19 protein-coding genes are annotated in these 20218 nt (G+C 51.5%); 9 read left to right on the plus strand and 10 right to left on the minus strand.

Annotated features, from left to right (window positions below):
• Positions 1 to 36: 36 nt before the first annotated feature.
• From fecR to HV346_RS01480, 3 genes are all read right to left on the minus strand, one after another.
• The gene (fecR, locus tag HV346_RS01470) at positions 37 to 990 is read right to left on the minus strand and encodes a ferric citrate uptake sigma factor regulator FecR (RefSeq protein WP_181621865.1); all 954 of its coding nucleotides are present in this window, start codon (positions 988 to 990) and stop codon (positions 37 to 39) included.
• Entirely contained in the window at positions 987 to 1508 is a 522-nt protein-coding gene (gene fecI, locus HV346_RS01475) for a ferric citrate uptake sigma factor FecI (protein WP_181621866.1), read from the minus strand. The genes fecR and fecI overlap by 4 nt, the downstream gene beginning before the upstream one ends.
• A gap of 120 nt (positions 1509 to 1628) precedes the next feature.
• Entirely contained in the window at positions 1629 to 1910 is a 282-nt protein-coding gene (locus tag HV346_RS01480) for a YjcB family protein (protein WP_181621867.1), read from the minus strand.
• A gap of 496 nt (positions 1911 to 2406) precedes the next feature.
• On the opposite strand from HV346_RS01480, the gene HV346_RS01485 reads away from it, so the two are divergent.
• Together HV346_RS01485 and HV346_RS01490 are read left to right on the plus strand one after the other, a co-directional pair.
• The gene (locus HV346_RS01485; protein WP_181621868.1) at positions 2407 to 3810 is read left to right on the plus strand and encodes a sensor domain-containing diguanylate cyclase; all 1404 of its coding nucleotides are present in this window, start codon (positions 2407 to 2409) and stop codon (positions 3808 to 3810) included.
• 339 nt (positions 3811 to 4149) lie between these two features.
• Positions 4150 to 5715, plus strand: a complete 1566-nt coding sequence (locus HV346_RS01490; protein WP_181621869.1) for an EAL domain-containing protein — start codon at positions 4150 to 4152, stop codon at positions 5713 to 5715.
• A gap of 15 nt (positions 5716 to 5730) precedes the next feature.
• On the opposite strand, the gene soxS is transcribed toward HV346_RS01490, so the two are convergent.
• Positions 5731 to 6057 (minus strand): superoxide response transcriptional regulator SoxS, encoded by a 327-nt coding sequence (gene soxS, locus HV346_RS01495; RefSeq protein ID WP_003860277.1) that lies wholly within the window; start codon positions 6055 to 6057, stop codon positions 5731 to 5733.
• A gap of 98 nt (positions 6058 to 6155) precedes the next feature.
• On the opposite strand from soxS, the gene soxR reads away from it, so the two are divergent.
• The 4 genes from soxR to HV346_RS01515 all read left to right on the plus strand — a co-directional run bounded on the left by soxR (position 6156) and on the right by HV346_RS01515 (position 11000).
• The gene (soxR, locus tag HV346_RS01500; protein ID WP_181621870.1) at positions 6156 to 6614 is read left to right on the plus strand and encodes a redox-sensitive transcriptional activator SoxR; all 459 of its coding nucleotides are present in this window, start codon (positions 6156 to 6158) and stop codon (positions 6612 to 6614) included.
• A 269-nt stretch (positions 6615 to 6883) separates the two neighbouring features.
• Positions 6884 to 7549, plus strand: coding sequence for a glutathione S-transferase (locus HV346_RS01505; protein ID WP_181621871.1), 666 nt, complete (start codon positions 6884 to 6886; stop codon positions 7547 to 7549).
• A gap of 303 nt (positions 7550 to 7852) precedes the next feature.
• A complete protein-coding gene (gene ghxP, locus HV346_RS01510; protein WP_181621872.1) occupies positions 7853 to 9202 on the plus strand; it encodes a guanine/hypoxanthine transporter GhxP in 1350 nt (449 codons plus the stop codon).
• A 151-nt stretch (positions 9203 to 9353) separates the two neighbouring features.
• Positions 9354 to 11000 carry a Na+/H+ antiporter gene (locus tag HV346_RS01515; RefSeq protein ID WP_181621873.1) on the plus strand — a complete coding sequence of 549 codons (1647 nt, stop codon included), beginning with the start codon at positions 9354 to 9356 and terminating at the stop codon, positions 10998 to 11000.
• A gap of 48 nt (positions 11001 to 11048) precedes the next feature.
• Here HV346_RS01515 and HV346_RS01520 read toward each other — a convergent pair whose 3' ends face one another.
• A complete protein-coding gene (locus HV346_RS01520; protein WP_181621874.1) occupies positions 11049 to 11942 on the minus strand; it encodes a LysR family transcriptional regulator in 894 nt (297 codons plus the stop codon).
• A gap of 102 nt (positions 11943 to 12044) precedes the next feature.
• Here HV346_RS01520 and HV346_RS01525 point away from each other — a divergent pair, with 102 nt between their 5' ends.
• On the plus strand, positions 12045 to 12455 hold the full coding sequence (locus tag HV346_RS01525; protein ID WP_181621875.1) for a CidA/LrgA family protein: 411 nt from the start codon (positions 12045 to 12047) through the stop codon (positions 12453 to 12455).
• Positions 12448 to 13137: an LrgB family protein gene (locus HV346_RS01530; protein ID WP_181621876.1), complete on the plus strand. Its 690-nt coding sequence runs from the start codon at positions 12448 to 12450 to the stop codon at positions 13135 to 13137. The genes HV346_RS01525 and HV346_RS01530 overlap by 8 nt, the downstream gene beginning before the upstream one ends.
• Positions 13138 to 13171: 34 nt before the next feature.
• Here the strand turns inward: HV346_RS01530 and actP are convergent, their stop codons facing one another.
• From actP to acs, 3 genes are all read right to left on the minus strand, one after another.
• Positions 13172 to 14821 (minus strand): cation/acetate symporter ActP, encoded by a 1650-nt coding sequence (gene actP, locus HV346_RS01535; RefSeq protein ID WP_181621877.1) that lies wholly within the window; start codon positions 14819 to 14821, stop codon positions 13172 to 13174.
• Positions 14818 to 15135: a DUF485 domain-containing protein gene (locus tag HV346_RS01540; protein WP_181621878.1), complete on the minus strand. Its 318-nt coding sequence runs from the start codon at positions 15133 to 15135 to the stop codon at positions 14818 to 14820. The genes actP and HV346_RS01540 overlap by 4 nt, the downstream gene beginning before the upstream one ends.
• Before the next feature lie 142 nt (positions 15136 to 15277).
• Complete coding sequence (gene acs / locus HV346_RS01545; protein ID WP_181621879.1) at positions 15278 to 17236, minus strand: acetate--CoA ligase; 1959 nt, start codon at positions 17234 to 17236, stop codon at positions 15278 to 15280.
• Positions 17237 to 17659: 423 nt separating this feature from the next.
• Between acs and gltP the strand changes: the two genes are divergently transcribed.
• Positions 17660 to 18973, plus strand: coding sequence for a glutamate/aspartate:proton symporter GltP (gene gltP, locus HV346_RS01550; protein ID WP_181621880.1), 1314 nt, complete (start codon positions 17660 to 17662; stop codon positions 18971 to 18973).
• Positions 18974 to 19059: 86 nt separating this feature from the next.
• Here the strand turns inward: gltP and HV346_RS01555 are convergent, their stop codons facing one another.
• Together HV346_RS01555 and HV346_RS01560 are read right to left on the minus strand one after the other, a co-directional pair.
• A complete protein-coding gene (locus HV346_RS01555) occupies positions 19060 to 19734 on the minus strand; it encodes a tetratricopeptide repeat protein (RefSeq protein ID WP_181621881.1) in 675 nt (224 codons plus the stop codon).
• Between the two features lie 119 nt (positions 19735 to 19853).
• Positions 19854 to 20006, minus strand: a complete 153-nt coding sequence (locus tag HV346_RS01560; protein ID WP_181621882.1) for a Hok/Gef family protein — start codon at positions 20004 to 20006, stop codon at positions 19854 to 19856.
• Positions 20007 to 20218: the final 212 nt, after the last annotated feature.

Genomic DNA, 20218 nt, shown 5'->3' on the forward strand with positions numbered 1-20218 from the left:
GGGTAAAAAGGACAATCGAAATGAGAATTATTTTTCTTACAGTGGCGAGATGTTGACCCAGTATCGCGTAACTGACTGAATTTTAACGGGGAGTGTTTGGGCGATCACATTCAGGATCGCGTCGGTATTCTTCAGCGGGAATGTCCCGCTCAGGCGTAACCCAGCGACGGCAGGATCGCAGCGCAGTACACCATTACGATAACGCGCCAGGGTTAATATCACTTCCCCAAGCGGTTTATCACTGAAGCTCAGTACGCCCTGGGTCCAACTGGTAACGTCGTCATCCTGCTGGGTGAGGACGCCAAATTCAGTGGCGCTGAATGACAAACTCTCTCCGGCATGTACGATGCGCTTTTGTGTCGGGGCGTTGGCCAGAATCACTTCCACGGCGTGCTGCTGAACGGCGAGGCGGGTGATGTCGTCCTGTTGGTGAACGGTAAATTCTGTGCCCAGGGCGGTTAACTGGCCCTGGCGAGTGAATACCCGGAACGGGCGCTGCTGTGCATCTTTCGCGGTGGTGATAGCAATTTCGCCGTACCAGAGTTTCACTGTGCGTTGCCGGGCGTCAAAACGGACATCTGCGGCACTTTGCGTATTGAGCATCAGCAAGGAGCCATCTTCCAGTTTGTGCTGGCTGACGTTGCCTTTCGCCGTACGGTAATCGGCGCGCAGTCCTTCACCCGTTTCGGATTGCCAGAGTTGCCAGCCCCCACCCACTCCGAGTAACAGCAGAAGACCTTTCATCACGTTGCGACGGGTCAGCCGTGTGTCGTGCAGCGCCCGGCTGGCGACATCACCAGGAACATGGCTAAGCTGGCTGCGCAAGTTTTCTACCTGCTGCCACGCCCACTGGTTATCCTGATCTTGCTCGTACCACTGCTGCCAGCGTTCCTCCTGCTGAGGACTGACACGCTCGCCGCTTAAGACGGCATACCAGTGCGAAGCGGAGCGCAATGCCTGACGGCGTGAATCGGTTAACGACGGGGTCATAAACCGTGCTCCAGGCGAAACAGCAGACAGTGTTCAATGGCCCTGGCGACATACTTTTTCACAGAGCTGACCGAGACTCCCAGTCTTTGGGCAATGTCGCTATACGTCAGGCCTTCCAGTTGCGAAAGCAGAAAGGCCTCGCGGGTTTTGCCGCTCAAACCATCAAGCATGGTGTCAATCAGTTGCAGGGTTTCGAGCTGGCTTTCACGCTCTTCTGGTGAAGGGGCCAGGGCCTCAGGCAGATTCCCGAGCATCTCAAGGTATGCCTTTTCCAGTGCATGGCGGCGAAAGAGATCAACCATCACCCGTTTGGCAATGGTACAGAGAAATGAACGCGGATCGCGGATCGTGGACAGCGTTTCGCTACTCATCACTCTCAGGAAGGTGTCCTGGGCAATATCATCGGCATCAAATGCCGACTGGAGTTTGCGAGTGAGCCAGGTTTTCAGCCAGCCGTGATGCGCGCCGTAGAGCGATTCAAGTGTGAAAGCAGCGGTGGTAGCGGCGCGGTCAGACATGCGGAATGTATCAAAAGTTAATCATCACGCGGCTATATTAATATGAGAATGGTTCTCATTACAATTGGAAATAAAAAAGCCTCGCAATGGAGGCTCTTAACACATTGTTATCAAAGACGATCAGGTAATCACCATCGGCCAGTCTGGCGGGGTGTGGCTCATCGCTTCAACCATCACCACTTTTACGTTTTCCCAGATCGTTGCGACATCTACCAGAGTGATGCCAAGCAGACCCGTTGCAAACCAGCAGGCGGCTCCGAGTCCCAGGACAGTGCTGATGATGGCAAGGCCAGCGTAGTCAGATTTACGAAATTGAATGTTCAGCGTGCTGGCTAAAAACATCAAAACCGCACTCAGTAACGGCCAGCGCAGAAGAACCATGCTGGTAGTAATGGTTGCCATAAAACCAATCCTCGACAGGGCAGACGAAACGTAATGAAACAGTGTTTTGTGTTACATAAGATATGTGAACTATATCACACTTGCTGTTTTATTCGCCAGCGTTCATGTGATGAAAAATCGATGTTTTATAGCCAGGGTAAATGTGTAGAGCGCCGACGGAAAATATATCTTTGCAGGCGAAGGAATGATTCTTTGTACTCTTTATAATAAATTCATTGAGATAGCAAAACCTCTGCAATAGGTCGTAAGTTGTATAATATTTACAGTATTAAACCTATGGATTATGCTTGAGTGGACATATAAATGTACTCGCAGTTAATAATTCAGGATTTTGAATTTATTGGTTTTCTTACTTTTATGTATCATTTTTATTACGCACAGAATAAGACTGTAATCTTTTAAATATTATTTGGATGTTTAATCTGATTTACCATTTTCCCGAATCCTGATTTATTCGTTGCGGTCGGTTTATCGCTCAATGACCTGCGAATCAACGATGAAAGAAAAACGACGCGAGATTGTTAATGACAGTATGCGGGCGTTGCATGCACTGGCAAAGCTAATGCCTCAACTCACCTCGCAATCCTCTCTGGTAGAAATGCTTGAAACCATCAATCGCACGCTGGGGTCGACACTGGCCTGGGTAAGTGTCGATGATGACACTGGTTTACAGCGTGTTGTGTGTGCCGGTGACGTGACCTGTCATTCTTTTGATGTGACTGATTTTCTGGCCAGCACGTTACTGCAAAGGCACAAACGCTCATGGAGAGTGGTGTACTGGAAAGAAAATATTGGCAGAGCATTGTTTCCTTCTCAGCATCCTGGCTACTCGCAATTACAAAGCGGCGTATTATGTAAGCTCTCATCACAGGACTGGCGATGCAGTGGCTATTTCTTTTTAGCCTTTGACGAACGGTTATATTCGTTACCGATACTCAAAAATATCGTGATGGTTTTGGTTGAAAAATTAAAAGATTATTTGGCAGAAATCGTCGCCAGGGAGAAAACGGCGCAAGAAATGCAGCGAGTTGTCACGCAATATAAAACGCTCTTCGAACGTGCGCCGGTGTTGATGAACGCTTTCGACCGACATAACCGATGTGTGTTATGGAATGCGGAATGTGAAAAAGTGTTCGGCTGGAGCATGGCTGAAATCAGTGCACATTCCGATCCGCTGATGCTGTTTTATCCCGATCCTGAAGAACGGAGGCGGGTGCGAGAGTCGATTCATATCTCCCCACTTAAGGATATGTATGAATGGTATCCTGTGCGCAAAGACGGAATGCAACTCACCATCCTGTGGTCAAATATTCTGTTACCGGACAGCTCTATCCTTAATATAGGTCTGGATATTACCGAGCGTAAAAAAGTGGAGCAGCAACTGGCGGTAAAAGCGACCACTGACGATCTCACCGGATGTTTCAATCGTTCTGCGATTTTGCAGCAACTCAAGTCAGCACTGGCAGTACATTCACTTCAGGATGCGAACAGCCATTTTTGTGTGCTGATGTTTGATCTGGATTATTTCAAGCAAATCAATGACGAATGGGGACACCAGGTCGGTGATGCTGCTCTGGTCCATTTTTGCGATCGGATCCGGGAGTTGAGCCCGGTAGATTCTGCTTTAGGACGGGTGGGGGGGGAGGAGTTCTTACTGCTGCTGGAGGGGACGGACAGCGATGCCGCGATGCTACTATCCGCCAGATTACGCACAACGCTCAGCACAATACCGTTGTTGGTCGGGGATAAAACGTTGATCCTCTCCTTTAGTGCAGGATTGGTAGAGGTGTGTCATGGTCAACGTGATACCTCAGCATTACTGACGCGCGCAGATAAAGCGTTATATGATGCTAAGCGGACGGGAAGAGGGAAAACGGTAGTCGTCTCTGATTATTTATAAATCAAACCCAGAAATGGTCATGAACAAATAGTATGAATTTTCACACTCAAGTTGTGCTTTTTTCATGCTGCCAGCAGTTTGGCTTAATCAACGATCCTCTGTTGTGTTATCTTAAAACTTCCCTGCCAGAATGGATAAATATTTTCCTTAATAGAAACGAAACGAATACTTTCAGTTTGGCTTACGGGAAAATATTATCGTCATAACGAAATTTAAGATTTTTAATACCAAAAGTCAGTTGCTAACTTCGCATGATTCATGCAACGTAATCACCTGTTTATCAAAGCATCCGGCCTTCATTACTACAGGCGCACAAAGAGCAGGGATATAGGGCGGAAAATGAATCGTAGCGCGCAGCGCAAGATGCTGAGAGTGGTAGGGATCATCATGGTAGTTTTGCTACCGGTGATGCTTGCGCTATGGTTTGCTCAGTTACGCGCGGTGACCGAAACAAGTGCCCAACTCCGTTCATTTGCACAACTCGCCTTAGACAAAACTGAACTGGTAATTCAACAGGTTGATTTAGCTCGCGACGCCGCTGAAAAATACCAGGGTAAGTTGTGTACGCCTGGCCATCGTCAATATATGTTGAATGTTGTTCGTGGCCGCCTGTACGTTGCAGATTTAATTTATGCAGAAGGTCAGAATTTTCTTTGTTCGACCGTTTTGACGCCTGACCATCCTTACTTAATACCCACAGCCAATTACAAACGTAAACCTGATGTTGCGATCTATTATTATCGCGATACGCCATTCTTTACTGGCTATAAAATGACGTATATGCAACGTGGGAATTATGTTGTGGTGGTCAATCCACTTTCCTACAGTGAGGTCATGTCGACGGACCATTCACTGTCGTGGGGAGTATATGATACGGTCACTAATGCATTCTTTTCGGTGAGTACGGAAGCAAACGTTTCATTATTAAATTCGAGAATTCGTCATGACGAATCCTCATTTCAAAAGGATGATCGTTTCTATACGATCGTTAATTCTGATAAGCGGCCAATAGCGGCCATTGTGTCGACATCCAATACCCGTTTTTATGAAATTCTTTACCACCAGGCTACGCTGACACTGCCGCTGGGGATGATTTGCAGCATCATTATATTATTGGTGTGGTCACGTACTCATCGCGAGCTCAATTCACCAGGTCGATTATTGCACCGGGCGCTGAATAAGCATCAGCTTTGTGTGCATTATCAACCTATTATTGATATTAAAAATAACAAGTGTGTCGGTGCTGAAGCCCTGCTGCGCTGGCCTGGTTTTAATGGACAAGTCATGAGCCCTGCGGAATTTATTCCGCTCGCAGAAAAAGAGGGCATGATCGAGCGCATTACGGATTACGTCGTTGAGGGCGTGTTCAGCGATCTGGGCCATTTCCTGGCAGCAAACCCACACCTGTATATTTCGATTAACCTGTCCGCGTCTGATTTCCACTCTTCGCGCCTGATTGCCCTGATCTCCGAGAAGGCGAGGTTTTACTCTGTGCGGGCGCAGCAGATCAAAATTGAAGTCACGGAGCGCGGGTTTATCGATGTTCCGAAAACGACGCCAGTGATTCAGGCCTTCCGGCAGGCAGGTTATGAAGTGGCGATTGATGATTTTGGTACAGGTTATTCCAACCTGCACAACCTCTATTCACTGAACGTCGATATCCTGAAAATCGACAAATCCTTCATCGATACCTTAACCACCAACAGTACCAGCCACCTGATAGCTGAACACATCATCGAGATGGCCCAAAGTCTGCGCTTAAAAACGATTGCGGAAGGGGTTGAGACGGCCGAGCAGGTAAACTGGTTGCTGAAGCGTGGCGTACAATACTGTCAGGGTTGGCACTTTGCGAAAGCGATGCCGCCGCAGGAATTCATGACCTGGCAGCAGCAACCTTTACGCTAAACGTGTACATACGCATTAATTCAATTGATGGCGGTAGTCGCTCGGTGTGCGATCAAACTCGCGGCGAAACACGCGAGAGAATGTTTGTTGCGACACATATCCAAGGTCCATTGCGATATCAAAAATGGGGCGCTGCGTAGAGCGCAATGCCTGAGCGGCCAGTAGCAGTCTGCGCTGGCGAATATAGTCGCCCAACGTCTGATGCATGACGGTGCGGAACATTCTTTGCAGATACCACTTCGAGTAACCGGATTTCTTAGCGACCACATCAATGTTTAACGGTTGGTCGATATGTTCATCAATCCATTCAATAAGTGTCTGAATAATTTGCTGATGTGACATAAAGTTGCCCCTCTCTAGATACAACTATCTCTGTTGATTCGTCGTTTTCTCTGCGGGCGAGTATAATTCCTCAAGTTAACTTGAGGTAAAGAGGTTTTATGGAAAAGAGATTGCCGCGAATTAAAGCCCTGTTAACCCCAGGCGAAGTGGCGAAGCGAAGCGGTGTCGCGGTGTCGGCGTTGCACTTCTATGAAAGCAAAGGGTTAATTAAAAGTCTCCGCAATGCCGGAAACCAGCGGCGTTATACCCGCGACGTGCTTCGTTATGTGGCGATTATTAAAATTGCACAGCGGATTGGGATCCCCCTGGCAACCATCGGTGACGCCTTTGGGGTGCTGCCGGAAGGCCATTCGCTGAGTGCTAAAGAGTGGAAGCATCTCTCCTCACAATGGCGTGAGGAACTGGACAGACGTATTCATACGCTGGTTGCGCTACGTGACGAACTCGATGGGTGTATTGGTTGCGGCTGTCTGTCACGCAGCGATTGCCCGTTGCGTAACCCTGGTGACCAGCTCGGCGCACAGGGGACGGGCGCACGATTGCTGGAAGAGGATTAACCCAAAAAACTAAAGCGCCAAACCAAGGCGCTTTAGTTTATTCCCGGTCTTTGTCTTTCTCTCTATCCCGCTGGTTCACGGGAGGGTTTTCCCCCGACATCAGCACCCCTCATGTCGAGCTGGTTGAGGAGGTTCCGGTTTGTGCTGACACTTTAATTCTATGCATAACCTTTTTTTTTGCCAGTTGTGATGACTGTTTTTTAGCCAAATTTTTTTCGTGATGTTGTTCGATTTTCTATAGTTAATAAGTATGAAAACAGGAGAACACGATGCTAACGGTACATCACCTCAATCAGTCCCGTTCCCAGCGAGTGATTTGGGCGCTGGAAGAACTCTCCCTGCCTTATGAGATCGTTCACTATCAGCGAGAAAAGAACATGCTTGCTCCTGCCTCGCTCCGGAAAGTTCATCCTCTGGGTAAGTCTCCGGTCGTGGAAGACAATGGACTTATCCTTGCGGAGTCGGGCGCTATTCTTGAGTATCTCCAGGAGACCTACGATCGGGAGTCAAGGCTCAAACCACAGGATGCTGTCAACAGAGTGCAATACCGTTTCTGGCTGCATTACGCAGAAGGTTCGCTTATGCCACTGCTCCTGATGAAGCTGGTTTTTGCGAGCCTGGGCAGACCGCCCATTCCTTTTGGTCTGCGTGCGCTGGGGAAAGTGCTGGGGCAAGGCGTGCAAAAAGCCTGGCTGAATCCTCAGCTAGAAACGCATGCCCGCTATATTGAATCTCATCTTACAGATAATCTCTGGTTCGCCGGCGATCACCTCAGCATGGCGGATATTCAGATGAGTTTCCCGGTTTTTGCGCTGCTGTCGCGTGGGGGGATTGATCACTTGCCCCATATTCATGCCTGGAAGAAAAGGGTTGAGATGTTGCCTGGCTGGCAGCGTGCAGTTGCGCAAGGCGGCCCGTTTGATATTCCAGGTTAGGGATAAATGTTATCAAATTGCGCATAGACGATAACGTTTGCGCATCCTCTGATTATTTCTTCAGCGTCATAAGGGAATTTTAGCGAAAAACGATAAAGTTAAGTTGAAAAGGGCTGTGATTAGGCTAGATAATCGTTTGCCTTAATTTGACCACCCGTTTTTTAAGCGCGGAGCTAAACGTTTGCTTTTTTTGTGACGCCCCTTTTCGTTACAAACGCAGCACAAGGATTTGACGTTTCGCTGGCAGTGGAGTGTCCACCACGCTTATTGACGAATGATAAAAACTCTCAGGGGATGTTTTCTATGTCTACGCCATCTGCGCGTACCGGCGGTTCTCTCGACGCCATGTTTAAAATTTCTGCCCGCGGCAGCACCGTACGTCAGGAAGTTGTTGCTGGTCTGACAACGTTTCTGGCGATGGTTTATTCCGTCATCGTTGTGCCGGGAATGTTAGGTAAAGCTGGTTTCCCTCCTGCGGCGGTCTTTGTGGCGACCTGCCTCGTTGCCGGTGTGGGTTCCATCGTGATGGGCCTGTGGGCAAATCTGCCGCTGGCAATTGGCTGTGCTATCTCTCTGACCGCATTCACCGCATTCAGTCTGGTGTTGGGTCAACACATCAGCGTTCCGGTTGCGCTGGGTGCTGTGTTCCTGATGGGTGTGCTGTTTACCATTATTTCTGCAACCGGCATCCGTAGCTGGATTTTGCGCAACTTGCCGCAGGGCGTGGCGCACGGGACGGGAATTGGTATCGGTCTGTTCCTGCTGTTGATCGCGGCTAACGGTGTTGGTCTGGTTATTAAGAACCCGCTGGACGGCCTGCCGGTAGCGTTGGGCCACTTCGCCAGCTTCCCGGTGATCATGTCGCTGATCGGTCTGGCGGTGATTATCGGTCTGGAAAAACTGAAAGTCCCTGGTGGCATTCTGCTGACCATCATCGGTGTGTCCATTGTCGGTCTGATTTTCGATCCAACGGTTCACTTCTCCGGTATCTTCGCCATGCCATCGCTGAGCGATGACAAAGGTAACTCCCTGATTGGTAGCCTGGATATTGTGGGTGCGCTGAACCCGGTGGTTCTGCCAAGCGTGCTGGCGCTGGTTATGACTGCGGTATTTGATGCGACCGGGACGATCCGTGCCGTTGCCGGTCAAGCCAATCTGCTCGATAAAGACGGCCAGATTATCGATGGCGGCAAAGCGCTGACCACCGACTCCCTGAGCAGCGTGTTCTCAGGTCTGGTGGGAGCTGCGCCTGCTGCAGTGTATATCGAATCAGCAGCGGGTACGGCGGCAGGCGGTAAAACGGGTCTGACGGCGATCACCGTAGGCGTACTGTTCCTGCTGATCCTGTTCCTCTCCCCGCTCTCTTATCTGGTTCCGGCGTACGCAACAGCACCTGCGCTGATGTATGTCGGCCTGCTGATGTTGAGCAACGTTGCAAAAATCGACTTTGCGGATTTCGTGGATGCGATGTCCGGTCTGATCACCGCCGTCTTCATTGTGCTGACCTGTAACATCGTTACCGGCATCATGATCGGTTTCGCGTCGCTGGTGATTGGCCGTCTGGTTTCCGGTGAATGGCGTAAGCTGAACATCGGTACGGTGGTTATCGCAGTCGCACTGGTCGCATTCTATGCGGGTGGCTGGGCAATCTGATTTGTCCTTTACGGCTAAAACGGGTGGCTTTGGCCGCCCGTTTTTATTTTCAGGACTCATCCCGTTGCCTTTTGCGTTACTCTGGAGAGGATAGAATAGAGGCACGACGCCTTACGTTTTACTTATAAGAAATATCGCAAACAGGGAACGCATGGAAATTTTCTTCACAATACTCATCATGACCCTTGTGGTCTCACTATCCGGGGTTGTTACCCGCGTACTCCCCTTCCAGTTACCGCTTCCGTTGATGCAAATTGCCATTGGCGCTTTGCTGGCATGGCCTACGTTTGGCTTGCACGTCGAGTTCGACCCGGAGCTGTTTCTGGTTCTGTTTATCCCTCCACTGTTGTTTGCCGATGGCTGGAAAACCCCCACGCGTGAATTCCTGGAACATGGGCGCGAGATTTTCGGTCTTGCGCTGGCGCTGGTGGTGGTTACGGTCGTGGGGATTGGTTTCCTGATTTACTGGGTCGTGCCGGGTATTCCGCTGATTCCGGCCTTTGCGCTGGCGGCCGTATTATCGCCGACCGATGCTGTGGCGCTTTCCGGCATCGTCGGGGAAGGGCGTATTCCAAAGAAAATCATGGGAATATTGCAGGGCGAAGCGTTGATGAACGACGCCTCCGGCCTGGTTGCGCTTAAATTTGCGGTCGCGGTCGCCATGGGCACGATGATCTTCACCGTGGGCGGCGCCACTATCGAATTCTTTAAAGTGGCAATCGGCGGCATCCTGGCCGGGTTTGTGGTGAGCTGGCTGTATGGCCGTTCGCTACGCTTCCTGAGCCGCTGGGGTGGCGATGAACCCGCCACGCAGATTGTGCTGCTGTTCCTGTTGCCATTCGCTTCGTACCTGATTGCCGAACATATTGGTGTATCGGGCATTCTGGCGGCGGTAGCGGCGGGGATGACCATTACCCGCTCCGGCGTGATGCGCACCGCGCCCCTGGCAATGCGTCTGCGTGCCAACAGCACCTGGGCGATGCTTGAGTTTGTGTTTAACGGCATGGTGTTCCTGCTATTGGGTCTGCAGTTGCCGGGCATTCTGGAGTCTTCTCTGGTGGCGGCTGAAGCCGACCCGAATGTCGAAACCTGGATGCTGTTCACCGACATTGTACTGATCTATCTCGCGTTGATGCTGGTGCGTTTTGGCTGGCTGTGGACGATGAAAAACTTCAGTCGTCGTTTCCTGAAGAAAAAACCGATGGAGTTTGGCTCGTGGTCGACGCGTGAACTGTTGATTGCGTCGTTTGCGGGTGTTCGTGGGGCGATTACCCTGGCGGGTGTACTCTCCATCCCACTGCTGCTGCCGAGCGGCGACGTCTTCCCGGCGCGTTATGAGCTGGTATTCCTGGCGGCAGGTGTGATTCTGTTCTCGCTGTTTATCGGCGTGGTTATGCTGCCTATTTTGCTACAGCATCTGGAAGTCGCTGACCATACCCAACAGCACAAAGAGGAGCGCATTGCCCGTGCTGCTACGGCTGAAGTGGCGATTGTGGCGATCGAAAAGATGGAAGAACGTCTGGCGGCCGACGCGGAAGAGAACATCGACAACCAGTTGCTGAAAGAGGTCAGTTCCCGCGTTATTGGCAACCTCCGTCGTCGCGCTGATGGGCGTAACGACGTGGAAAGCTCTGTGCAGGAAGAGAACCTTGAACGCCGGTTCCGTCTGGCGGCTTTACGCTCTGAACGTGCCGAGCTGTATCACCTGCGAGCGACGCGCAAGATCAGCAATGAAACGCTGCAAAAGCTGTTGCACGACCTGGATTTGCTGGAAGCATTGCTGATCGAGAATCAGTGATCTGTACGGGCTGATGCCCTCTCCCTGTCCTTTCCCACAGGGAGAGGGCTAGGAGGGGGTATTATCAACCCAAAACCCCTCGCAACAATCCAGCCATGCCTGAGCGCTGTGCGACAAATAAACCCCCTCACGCCAAATCATGCCTAACTGCCAGTGCAGATCGCTCTCCAGCGGGATCCAGCGCAGCGTGTTCTTATCCAGACGTTCGCAGATAGGCTGTGGCAAAATCGCAATCCCAACCCCGGCCTGTACCATCGCCGCCAGAAAGTCCCATTGCCCGCTACGTACCGCAATGCGCGGCTTCACGTTGTGCTGCTGGAAGAGCGCCATCAACTGGCGGCTGAGGGCGAAATCTTCGTTGTAGATGAGCAAGGGGTGTTCGCCGAGGCGTTCAGGTTGTACCGAATCGATATGTAGCCAGTCACCAGAACGCGGTACAAGTACGCACAGCGGATGGCTGAACAGCGGTAATGTCGCCAGACCGCTTTCTTCCTCGACGGGCAGGGCCGTCATTGCCACATCCAGTTCGCCGTTCATGACTGCCTGCTGGACAGTTAAGCCACCAAATTCGGAAACTTTTAACTCAACGCCGGGATAACGCTGACGAAACAGGCTAATGGGGCCTGCCATCATCATGCCGACCATCGGCGGGATGCCGAGGCGCAACAAGCCTTTATTCAGATGGTTAATATCGCCCAGTTCCGCTTCCAGTTGGCGGAATTCCGCCAGGATTGCCAGCCCGCGCTCGAACACGACACGCCCGGTGTCGGTGAGTAGCAGCTTGCGACCGTCGCGGATCAGCAGGGTGCAATTCAGTTCATCTTCGAGGTTTTTCAGCATCTTGCTGATCGTGGGTTGAGTGACAAATAACTTTTCCGCTGCGCGGGTAAAACTTTGCTGACGAACCACTTCGACAAAATAGCGCAGCGTTCTTATGTCCATGATTATTCCTCGAAACTATACCTTTGATGATTTTAATTCATTTCAGTCCATTGCGTGCGCTCACTATACTGGCGCTTCGTCTCATTTTTGAGGAAATCACCCATGGCTGTGGCGTTAAGTCGTGTTACGCCTGCCGTTGTGCAACGACTCCAGGTTCCGGTTCAGGTCCTGCTTTATGCCGGTCTTTTTGTTTTTGCCGAATATCTCGTCACCTGGCTGCATTTGCCATTGCCTGCCAACCTGGTGGGGATGGTCTTGATGCTGACGTTGATCCTGTTTCGCGTTATCCCGCTGAACTGGGTGCGTGCAGGGGCGCGCTGGTTACTGGCAGAAATGCTGCTGTTTTTTGTTCCGGCAGTGGTCGCAGTGGTCAATTATGCGCAATTGTTGATGGTCGATGGCTGGCGTATTTTCGCCGTCATTGCGCTGAGCACGTTAATGGTGCTGGGCGCAACCGCATGGGTGGTGGATAAGGTCTATCGTTTTGAAATCAGCAGGCAGAAGCATGACTAATTTCCAGATCAGCATGTTGTGCCTTATTGCTACGCTGGTGGTCTATTTTGCGAATAAGCGTCTGTATCGCCGTTTTCACACATTGCCGCTGATGCCGCTGGTATTCACACCGATCCTGCTGGTACTGATGCTGGTGTTCGGGCATATCTCCTGGCAGAACTACATTGGGGAGTCGCACTGGCTGCTGTGGCTGCTGGGCCCGGCGACCATCGCCTTTGCCGTACCGGTGTACGACAACCTCGCCATTATCAAACGTCACTGGATGTCTCTGACCGCTGGTGTGGTGACGGCGACGGTTGTCGCGGTGACCAGCTCCGTCTGGCTGGCGCGGCTGTTTACCTTATCTGATGAAATTCAGCGCAGCCTGGCTGTGCGTTCAGTGACCACACCCTTTGCGCTCGCGGCGGCAAAACCGCTGGGAGGACAACCGGATCTGGTGGCGCTGTTTGTGGTCGTCACTGGGGTATTCGGAATGGCGGTCGGGGATATGCTTTTCCTGCGCCTTTCTATTCGGGAAGGCATGGCAAAAGGGGCAGGATTTGGCGCAGCATCGCACGGCGCAGGAACGGCGCGTTCTTACGAACTTGGCCAGCAGGAAGGGGTGGTAGCCAGTCTGGTGATGATGCTTTCAGGGGTGATGATGGTACTGATTGCACCGCTGGTGGCGTGGGCGATGTTTTAGCTCCCCGGCCTGAATGGCCGGGGAGAAGAGCAGATTAATGCGCGCGGCCTTGCTCGACACCCAGACCCGTTTGAGACCGGATAAACTGGGCGCGGAATTTCTCGCGTTCCAGATTACCTTCCGGAGAGTTGTCGGTGGCAGAGAAGAACCAGATGCCAATAAATGCCACGGCAATGGAGAACAACGCCGGGTATTCATACGGGAAGATGGCCTTTTCGTGCCCGAGGATCTGTACCCAAATCGTTGGGCCAAGAATCATCAACACCACGGCTGTCAGCAGGCCCAGCCAGCCGCCAATCATCGCGCCACGGGTGGTCAGTTTTGACCAGTACATGGAGAGCAGAATGATCGGGAAGTTGCAACTTGCAGCAATCGAGAACGCCAGCCCCACCATAAAGGCGATGTTCTGTTTCTCGAACAGGATGCCCAGCAGGATCGCCACCACACCCAGCACCAACACGGTAATTTTGGAGACTTTTAGCTCCTGACGTTCGGTCGCCCCTTTACGGAAAACGTTGGCATACAGATCATGTGATACCGCAGAGGCGCCTGCCAGCGTTAGCCCGGCGACCACGGCCAAAATGGTGGCAAAGGCGACTGCCGAGATAAAGCCGAGGAACAAGTTGCCGCCGACCGCATCAGCCAGATGCACCGCCGCCATGTTATTGCCGCCAATCAACTGACCCGCCGCATCTTTAAATGCCGGGTTTGCCCCGACCAGCATGATGGCGCCAAAGCCGATGATAAAGGTCAGGATGTAGAAGTAACCCATAAATCCGGTGGCGTAGAACACGCTCTTACGTGCTTCACGCGCATCGCTCACGGTGAAGAATCGCATCAGAATATGCGGTAAACCTGCCGTACCAAACATCAGGCCCAGACCGAGCGAAAGCGCGGATATCGGGTCTTTTACCAGCCCGCCTGGGCTCATGATGGCTTCACCTTTCGGGTGAACCGCCATTGCTTCGGTAAACAGGTTATTGAAGCTAAAGCCGACGTGTTTCATCACCATAAAGGCCATGAAACTTGCGCCAAACAGCAGCAGGACGGCTTTGATGATCTGTACCCATGTTGTGGCGAGCATGCCGCCGAACAGGACGTACATCACCATCAGAACGCCAACCAGCACCACCGCCACGTGATAGTTCAGGCCAAACAGCAGTTCGATAAGTTTGCCTGCGCCAACCATCTGGGCAATCAGATACAGGGCGACAACCACCAGCGAGCCGCAGGCAGAAAGCATACGGATGGGGCCTTGCTTGAGGCGATAGGATGCCACGTCAGCAAAGGTGTAGCGTCCCAGATTGCGCAGACGTTCTGCAATCAGGAACAGAATGATCGGCCAACCCACCAGGAAGCCGAGGGAGTAAATCAGTCCGTCGTAACCGGAGGTATAGACCAGCGCAGAGATCCCCAGAAACGATGCTGCCGACATAAAGTCGCCCGCAATGGCAAGGCCGTTCTGGAAACCGGTAATGTTACCGCCTGCGGTGTAATAATCACTCCGGGAGCGTACGCGCTTTGAGGCCCAGTAAGTAATATACAGCGTCAGCAGGACGAAAATCAGGAACATGATAATGGCCTGCCAGTTAGTTGGCTGGCGCTGTACTTCGCCGGTAATGGCATCGGCTGCATGAGCCGCAAAAGGAAGTGTGGCGGCAAGCGCCGTCAGGACTCTCTTCATGATGCTTGTACCTCGCGCAGTACTGCTTTGTTAAGACGATCAAATTCTCCGTTAGCCCGCCAGACATAGATGCCGGTCAACACAAACGAAATCACAATCACACCAATACCGATCGGAATGCCGCGCGTTACGCTGGTTCCCGCGTGGAGCGGTGTGCCGAGCCAGTGAGGCGCAAAGGCGATCAGCAGAATAAAGCTGACATAAATAACCAGCATGATGATGGAAAGCATGAAGGCAAACCGTTGCCGTTTTTCGACGAGCTCCCTGAAATGCGCACTATCTTCAATCCGTTGATAAATGTTGATGTCATTCATCACAGAGTCTCCAGAGGTTTTGTAGGGTAGATGTTTATCGTTATTCCCTCTCCCCGGAGGGAGAGGGTTAGGGTGAGGGGGAAAGGTGCGGTCTGATGCCCTCACCCCGGCCCTCTCCCGTCAGGAGAGGGGGAGAACAGCGCTATGATGGCATCGCGATGGCCTGCTTCTCTTCGAGCAGTTTTTCCACCACGCCAGGATCGGCGAGTGTTGAAGTATCACCGAGGTTACTGGTGTCACCTGCGGCGATTTTGCGCAAGATACGGCGCATAATTTTGCCGGAGCGGGTCTTCGGCAGCGAGTCTGTCCAGTGCAGGACATCCGGTGTTGCAAGCGGGCCAATCTCTTTACGCACCCAGTTGCGCACATCAGCATACAGCTCAGGCGACGGTTCTTCGCCGTGGTTGAGCGTGACATAGGCGTAAATCGCCTGACCTTTAATGTTATGTGGAATACCTACCACGGCGGCTTCAGCAATTTTCGGATGAGATACCAGTGCCGATTCAATCTCGGCGGTCCCCAAACGGTGGCCTGATACGTTCAGTACGTCATCGACACGTCCGGTGATCCAGTAGTAACCATCTTCATCACGGCGTGCACCGTCACCACTGAAGTACATATTTTTAAAGGTTGAGAAATAGGTCTGTTCAAAACGGTCGTGATCGCCGAACAGTGTACGTGCCTGTCCAGGCCAGGAGTCCGTGATCACCAGGTTGCCTTCGGTCGCACCTTCCAGCGGGTTGCCTTCGTTATCAACTAATGCAGGCTGCACGCCAAAGAAAGGACGGGTAGCGGAACCGGCTTTCAGTTGGGTCGCACCAGGCAGCGGAGTGATCATGAAGCCACCGGTTTCGGTCTGCCACCAGGTGTCCATTACCGGGCATTTTTCGTTGCCGATTTTCTTCCAGTACCACTCCCAGGCTTCCGGGTTGATTGGCTCGCCAACGGAACCGAGGATACGCAGGGAAGCGCGCTCAGTCCCTTCAATGGCTTTATCACCTTCAGCCATCAGGGCGCGGATAGCCGTCGGCGCAGTGTAGAGAATGTTGACCTTATGCTTGTCCACGACCTGGCACATACGGGCAGGCGTCGGCCAGTTAGGGACACCCTCAAACATCAGTGTGGTTGCACCGCAAGCCAGGGGACCGTACAGCAAATAGCTGTGGCCCGTCACCCAGCCCACATCAGCGGTACACCAGTAAACATCGCCCTGATGATAGTCAAAGACATATTTAAAGGTTGATGCTGCATACACCAGGTAACCGCCCGTGGTATGCAGTACGCCTTTCGGTTTTCCGGTGGAGCCAGAGGTATAAAGGATAAACAGCGGATCTTCAGCGTTCATCTCTTCAGGCTGATGTACGTCGCTTGCCTGATCGATAAGGTCGCTCCACCACAGGTCGCGCCCCTCTTTCCAGTCGACTTTTCCACCAGTACGTTTGAGAACCACGACGTGACTGATGCTTTTCACGTTCGGGTTTTTCAGGGCTTCATCAACGTTTTTCTTCAGTGGGATGTTACGCCCGGCGCGAACGCCTTCGTCAGCCGTGATCACCAGCTTCGAGTTAGAGTCGATAATACGGCCCGCGACAGCTTCAGGAGAGAAGCCACCGAAAATCACGGAATGGACTGCGCCGATGCGAGCACAGGCCAGCATGGCAACCGCAGCTTCCGGGACCATGGGCATATAGATAGCAACCACATCGCCTTTTTTAATGCCCTGCGCCAGCAACACGTTGGCGAAGCGGCAGACATCGCGATGTAGCTCGCGATAGGTAATATGCCTGCTCTGGGTTGCATCATCGCCTTCCCAGATAATGGCGGTTTCGTCACCACGTTCGGCGAGATGTCGGTCCAGGCAGTTTGCAGCCAGGTTCAGCGTGCCATCTTCATACCATTTAATAGAGATGTTGCCGGGGGCAAACGAGGTATTTTTGACCTTCTGATAGGGTTTGATCCAGTCCAGAATATGTCCCTGTTCACCCCAGAAGGCGTCAGGGCTGGAAATAGATTGCTGATACTTTTCGTGGTACTGCTCCGGATTAATCAGGCAACGGTCCGCAATGTTTGCGGGAATGTCGTGTTTGTGGATTTGGCTCATGGCTTTTTTTCTCCGTGTAAGATGTTAATAATATGTCGCAAAAACGTTAATAGTAGGGGCTTTGCCAGCTTTGTTTAGTATTTGGGCGACAGATCACGCATTAATTATGTTGTATGAAAAAACAGCAAATGAAACTTTGAACGGAAATAATTCAGCTTTGAGGTTATTCACATTTCGTGAGAAAAAAGCGTTTTTATAACAAAAGGTTATTTATAAGAATTATTACAAATTAGTGTCAGCGAGGGTTTTTGCAGTGGAAAGCCTCGTTCTTTAAGGCTTGCGTAGCATGCCGTGCAAATGATACTCATACGCCGCGTTAAAAAACCCTATAAACCAACGCAACACAATTCATACCCTTTCAGTATGTCTCCATATTCATGCAGTTCTTGTGAATAGGACGCTTCATTGAGGAAGTCTGTTTTTATGAAAAATTTGAAAATCAGCCTGGCCTGGCAAATCTTGATCGCCATGGTGCTGGGTATCTTACTGGGCAGTTATCTTCATTATCACAGCGACAGCCGCGAGTGGCTGGTTGCGAATATGCTCTCTCCGGCCGGTGACATCTTTATTCACCTGATCAAAATGATTGTCGTCCCTATTGTGATCTCCACGCTGATCGTCGGTATCGCAGGTGTTGGGGATGCAAAACAACTGGGCCGTATCGGCGCGAAAACTATCATTTATTTCGAAGTGATCACTACGGTTGCCATTATTCTCGGTATTACACTGGCGAATGTTTTCCAGCCGGGAGCCGGGATTGATATGTCGCAACTGGCGACGGTGGATATTTCGAAATACCAAAGCACAACTGCAGACGTGCAAAGCCATGCTCATGGCCTGATGGGAACCATTCTGTCACTCGTACCGACCAATATTGTGGCGTCGATGGCGAAGGGTGAAATGCTGCCGATTATCTTCTTCTCGGTGCTGTTTGGTCTGGGGCTTTCGTCTCTGCCTGCTACGCACCGTGAACCACTGGTGACGGTATTCCGCTCGATCTCTGAGACCATGTTTAAAGTGACACACATGGTGATGCGTTATGCACCTGTCGGTGTCTTTGCACTGATCGCCGTGACCGTTGCGAACTTCGGCTTTGCCTCCCTGTGGCCGCTGGCGAAGCTGGTTATTCTGGTACACTTTGCGATTCTGTTCTTCGCCCTGGTGGTGCTGGGGCTGGTGGCGCGACTCTGTGGGCTGAGTATCTGGATCCTGATCCGTATTCTGAAGGATGAGCTGATTCTGGCTTACTCTACGGCCAGTTCCGAGAGTGTTCTGCCGCGTATTATTGAGAAGATGGAGGCCTATGGCGCGCCAGCTTCTATTACCAGCTTTGTTGTGCCGACGGGTTACTCTTTCAACCTGGATGGCTCTACGCTGTACCAGAGTATTGCCGCTATCTTCATTGCGCAGTTGTACGGTATCGACTTGTCCCTGTGGCAGGAAATTGTGCTGGTTCTGACGCTGATGGTGACGTCAAAAGGTATTGCCGGTGTGCCTGGCGTCTCCTTTGTGGTGTTGCTGGCAACGCTGGGCAGTGTGGGTATTCCGCTGGAAGGTCTGGCGTTTATTGCCGGTGTTGACCGTGTTCTCGATATGGCTCGTACTGCACTGAACGTGGTGGGTAACGCACTGGCTGTGCTGGTTATCGCTAAGTGGGAACACAAATTCGACCGTAAAAAAGCGCTGGCGTATGAACGCGAAGTGCTGGGTCGTTTTGATAAGACGGCGGATCAGTAATGTAAAAAAGCCGGGTGGTGCTTGCGCTTACCCGGCCTGCGTAGCATTTCCTCTCCCACAGGGAGAGGTCAGGGTGAGGGAGTCACTTACTCCCCACTCAACGCATCAAATTCCTCGCATCCTGTATCAAACCCTTCGCTACAGCTCAGGTTTAACCAGTACAGTGCTTTCTGTTTGTTGGGCGTAATAAAGCCTTTCTCACCCTGTTGAAACAACATGCCTGCCCAGTATTCGGCATAGCCCGTGCGGGACAAAGAAGAACTGCGTTTGAACCAGGATTCAGCTTTGGCATCGTCGCGCGTCACCTCAACGCCATTGGCGTAAATCAACCCAAGCAATAATTGTGCGTCAACGGCGGAGTCGTTATCCGTATCTTCAGTGGCTGTTTCCAGCAGCTTAACGGCGTGTGGGTAGTCGGTTTTGCCCGCCAGCGTGTTAACCAGAATCCGGGCCAGCATGATTGCCCCACGTTTACTGCCCGCGATAGTCGCCTGCTGGGCCAGTGTTTTGGCTTGTGCGTAATCACCCAGGGTGAAATGGATTTGTGATAACAGCGCCATGGCATCGATATCTCCGCCTTTTGCGGCTTTCTCGGCCCACAGACTTGCCTGTTTGTCGTCTCCGGAGCTGAAGTAAGTATCAGCCAGATAGTATTGTGCTCGTGCGTCGCCAGCTTCGGCCTGTTCACGGTATTGGCTGCCAATCTCGTCGGCACGGGCAAAAGAGGTAAACAGTAACAACAGTAGAAAAATGCGTTTCATGGATTCTCATCATCAGGGTACAGTCGCGCAGTATAATCGTGCTCATAGAAGAAAAAAAAGGTGCATTAAGACCTCAGCATCCGACAAGCCAGGCGGAACCGTCGCTCCGCCCGTAGAGATTAGCCTGGATTGCAGGCCAATTTCGCCGCCACTTCCTGATGCTCACTCCTTATTGTGAGTTCGTATAACTTACCGCGATTAATAAAGGTAAATATCACTATCTTCAGGCAAATAATAAAGCCAATGCCTGGCGCCGTTTTTAATGGCGTCATGCCTTTTACTCTTTGTGAAAAATAGAATAAGAGGCTACTCCCAACCTGTTGGTTGTTGAGGGGGAGCCTCGGGTAAATAAAATTTCCCGGGGCTTTCCACTTTCTTTCCCTCAACAATGCTTAAAACAGAAAGTCTTAAGCACCCGCCGCACATCTTATCTCTCTGAATTAAATTGCAAAGATGTAATTCTTTTCTGTGTAAATTACATTAT

Source organism: Enterobacter sp. RHBSTW-00994, assembly GCF_013782625.1.
Classification (GTDB): domain Bacteria; phylum Pseudomonadota; class Gammaproteobacteria; order Enterobacterales; family Enterobacteriaceae; genus Enterobacter.

Coding starts and splice junctions, on each gene's coding strand:
- soxS (WP_003860277.1), bottom strand. CDS start 6,057: ATGTCACATCAGCAAATTATTCAGACACTTATTGAATGGATTGATGAA.
- fecR (WP_181621865.1), bottom strand. CDS start 990: ATGACCCCGTCGTTAACCGATTCACGCCGTCAGGCATTGCGCTCCGCT.
- HV346_RS01555 (WP_181621881.1), bottom strand. CDS start 19,734: ATGAAACGCATTTTTCTACTGTTGTTACTGTTTACCTCTTTTGCCCGT.
- HV346_RS01525 (WP_181621875.1), top strand. CDS start 12,045: ATGGCTGTGGCGTTAAGTCGTGTTACGCCTGCCGTTGTGCAACGACTC.
- HV346_RS01485 (WP_181621868.1), top strand. CDS start 2,407: ATGAAAGAAAAACGACGCGAGATTGTTAATGACAGTATGCGGGCGTTG.
- HV346_RS01540 (WP_181621878.1), bottom strand. CDS start 15,135: ATGAATGACATCAACATTTATCAACGGATTGAAGATAGTGCGCATTTC.
- gltP (WP_181621880.1), top strand. CDS start 17,660: ATGAAAAATTTGAAAATCAGCCTGGCCTGGCAAATCTTGATCGCCATG.
- HV346_RS01490 (WP_181621869.1), top strand. CDS start 4,150: ATGAATCGTAGCGCGCAGCGCAAGATGCTGAGAGTGGTAGGGATCATC.
- HV346_RS01515 (WP_181621873.1), top strand. CDS start 9,354: ATGGAAATTTTCTTCACAATACTCATCATGACCCTTGTGGTCTCACTA.
- HV346_RS01520 (WP_181621874.1), bottom strand. CDS start 11,942: ATGGACATAAGAACGCTGCGCTATTTTGTCGAAGTGGTTCGTCAGCAA.
- HV346_RS01505 (WP_181621871.1), top strand. CDS start 6,884: ATGCTAACGGTACATCACCTCAATCAGTCCCGTTCCCAGCGAGTGATT.
- soxR (WP_181621870.1), top strand. CDS start 6,156: ATGGAAAAGAGATTGCCGCGAATTAAAGCCCTGTTAACCCCAGGCGAA.
- fecI (WP_181621866.1), bottom strand. CDS start 1,508: ATGTCTGACCGCGCCGCTACCACCGCTGCTTTCACACTTGAATCGCTC.
- acs (WP_181621879.1), bottom strand. CDS start 17,236: ATGAGCCAAATCCACAAACACGACATTCCCGCAAACATTGCGGACCGT.
- HV346_RS01530 (WP_181621876.1), top strand. CDS start 12,448: ATGACTAATTTCCAGATCAGCATGTTGTGCCTTATTGCTACGCTGGTG.
- ghxP (WP_181621872.1), top strand. CDS start 7,853: ATGTCTACGCCATCTGCGCGTACCGGCGGTTCTCTCGACGCCATGTTT.
- actP (WP_181621877.1), bottom strand. CDS start 14,821: ATGAAGAGAGTCCTGACGGCGCTTGCCGCCACACTTCCTTTTGCGGCT.
- HV346_RS01480 (WP_181621867.1), bottom strand. CDS start 1,910: ATGGCAACCATTACTACCAGCATGGTTCTTCTGCGCTGGCCGTTACTG.
- HV346_RS01560 (WP_181621882.1), bottom strand. CDS start 20,006: ATGACGCCATTAAAAACGGCGCCAGGCATTGGCTTTATTATTTGCCTG.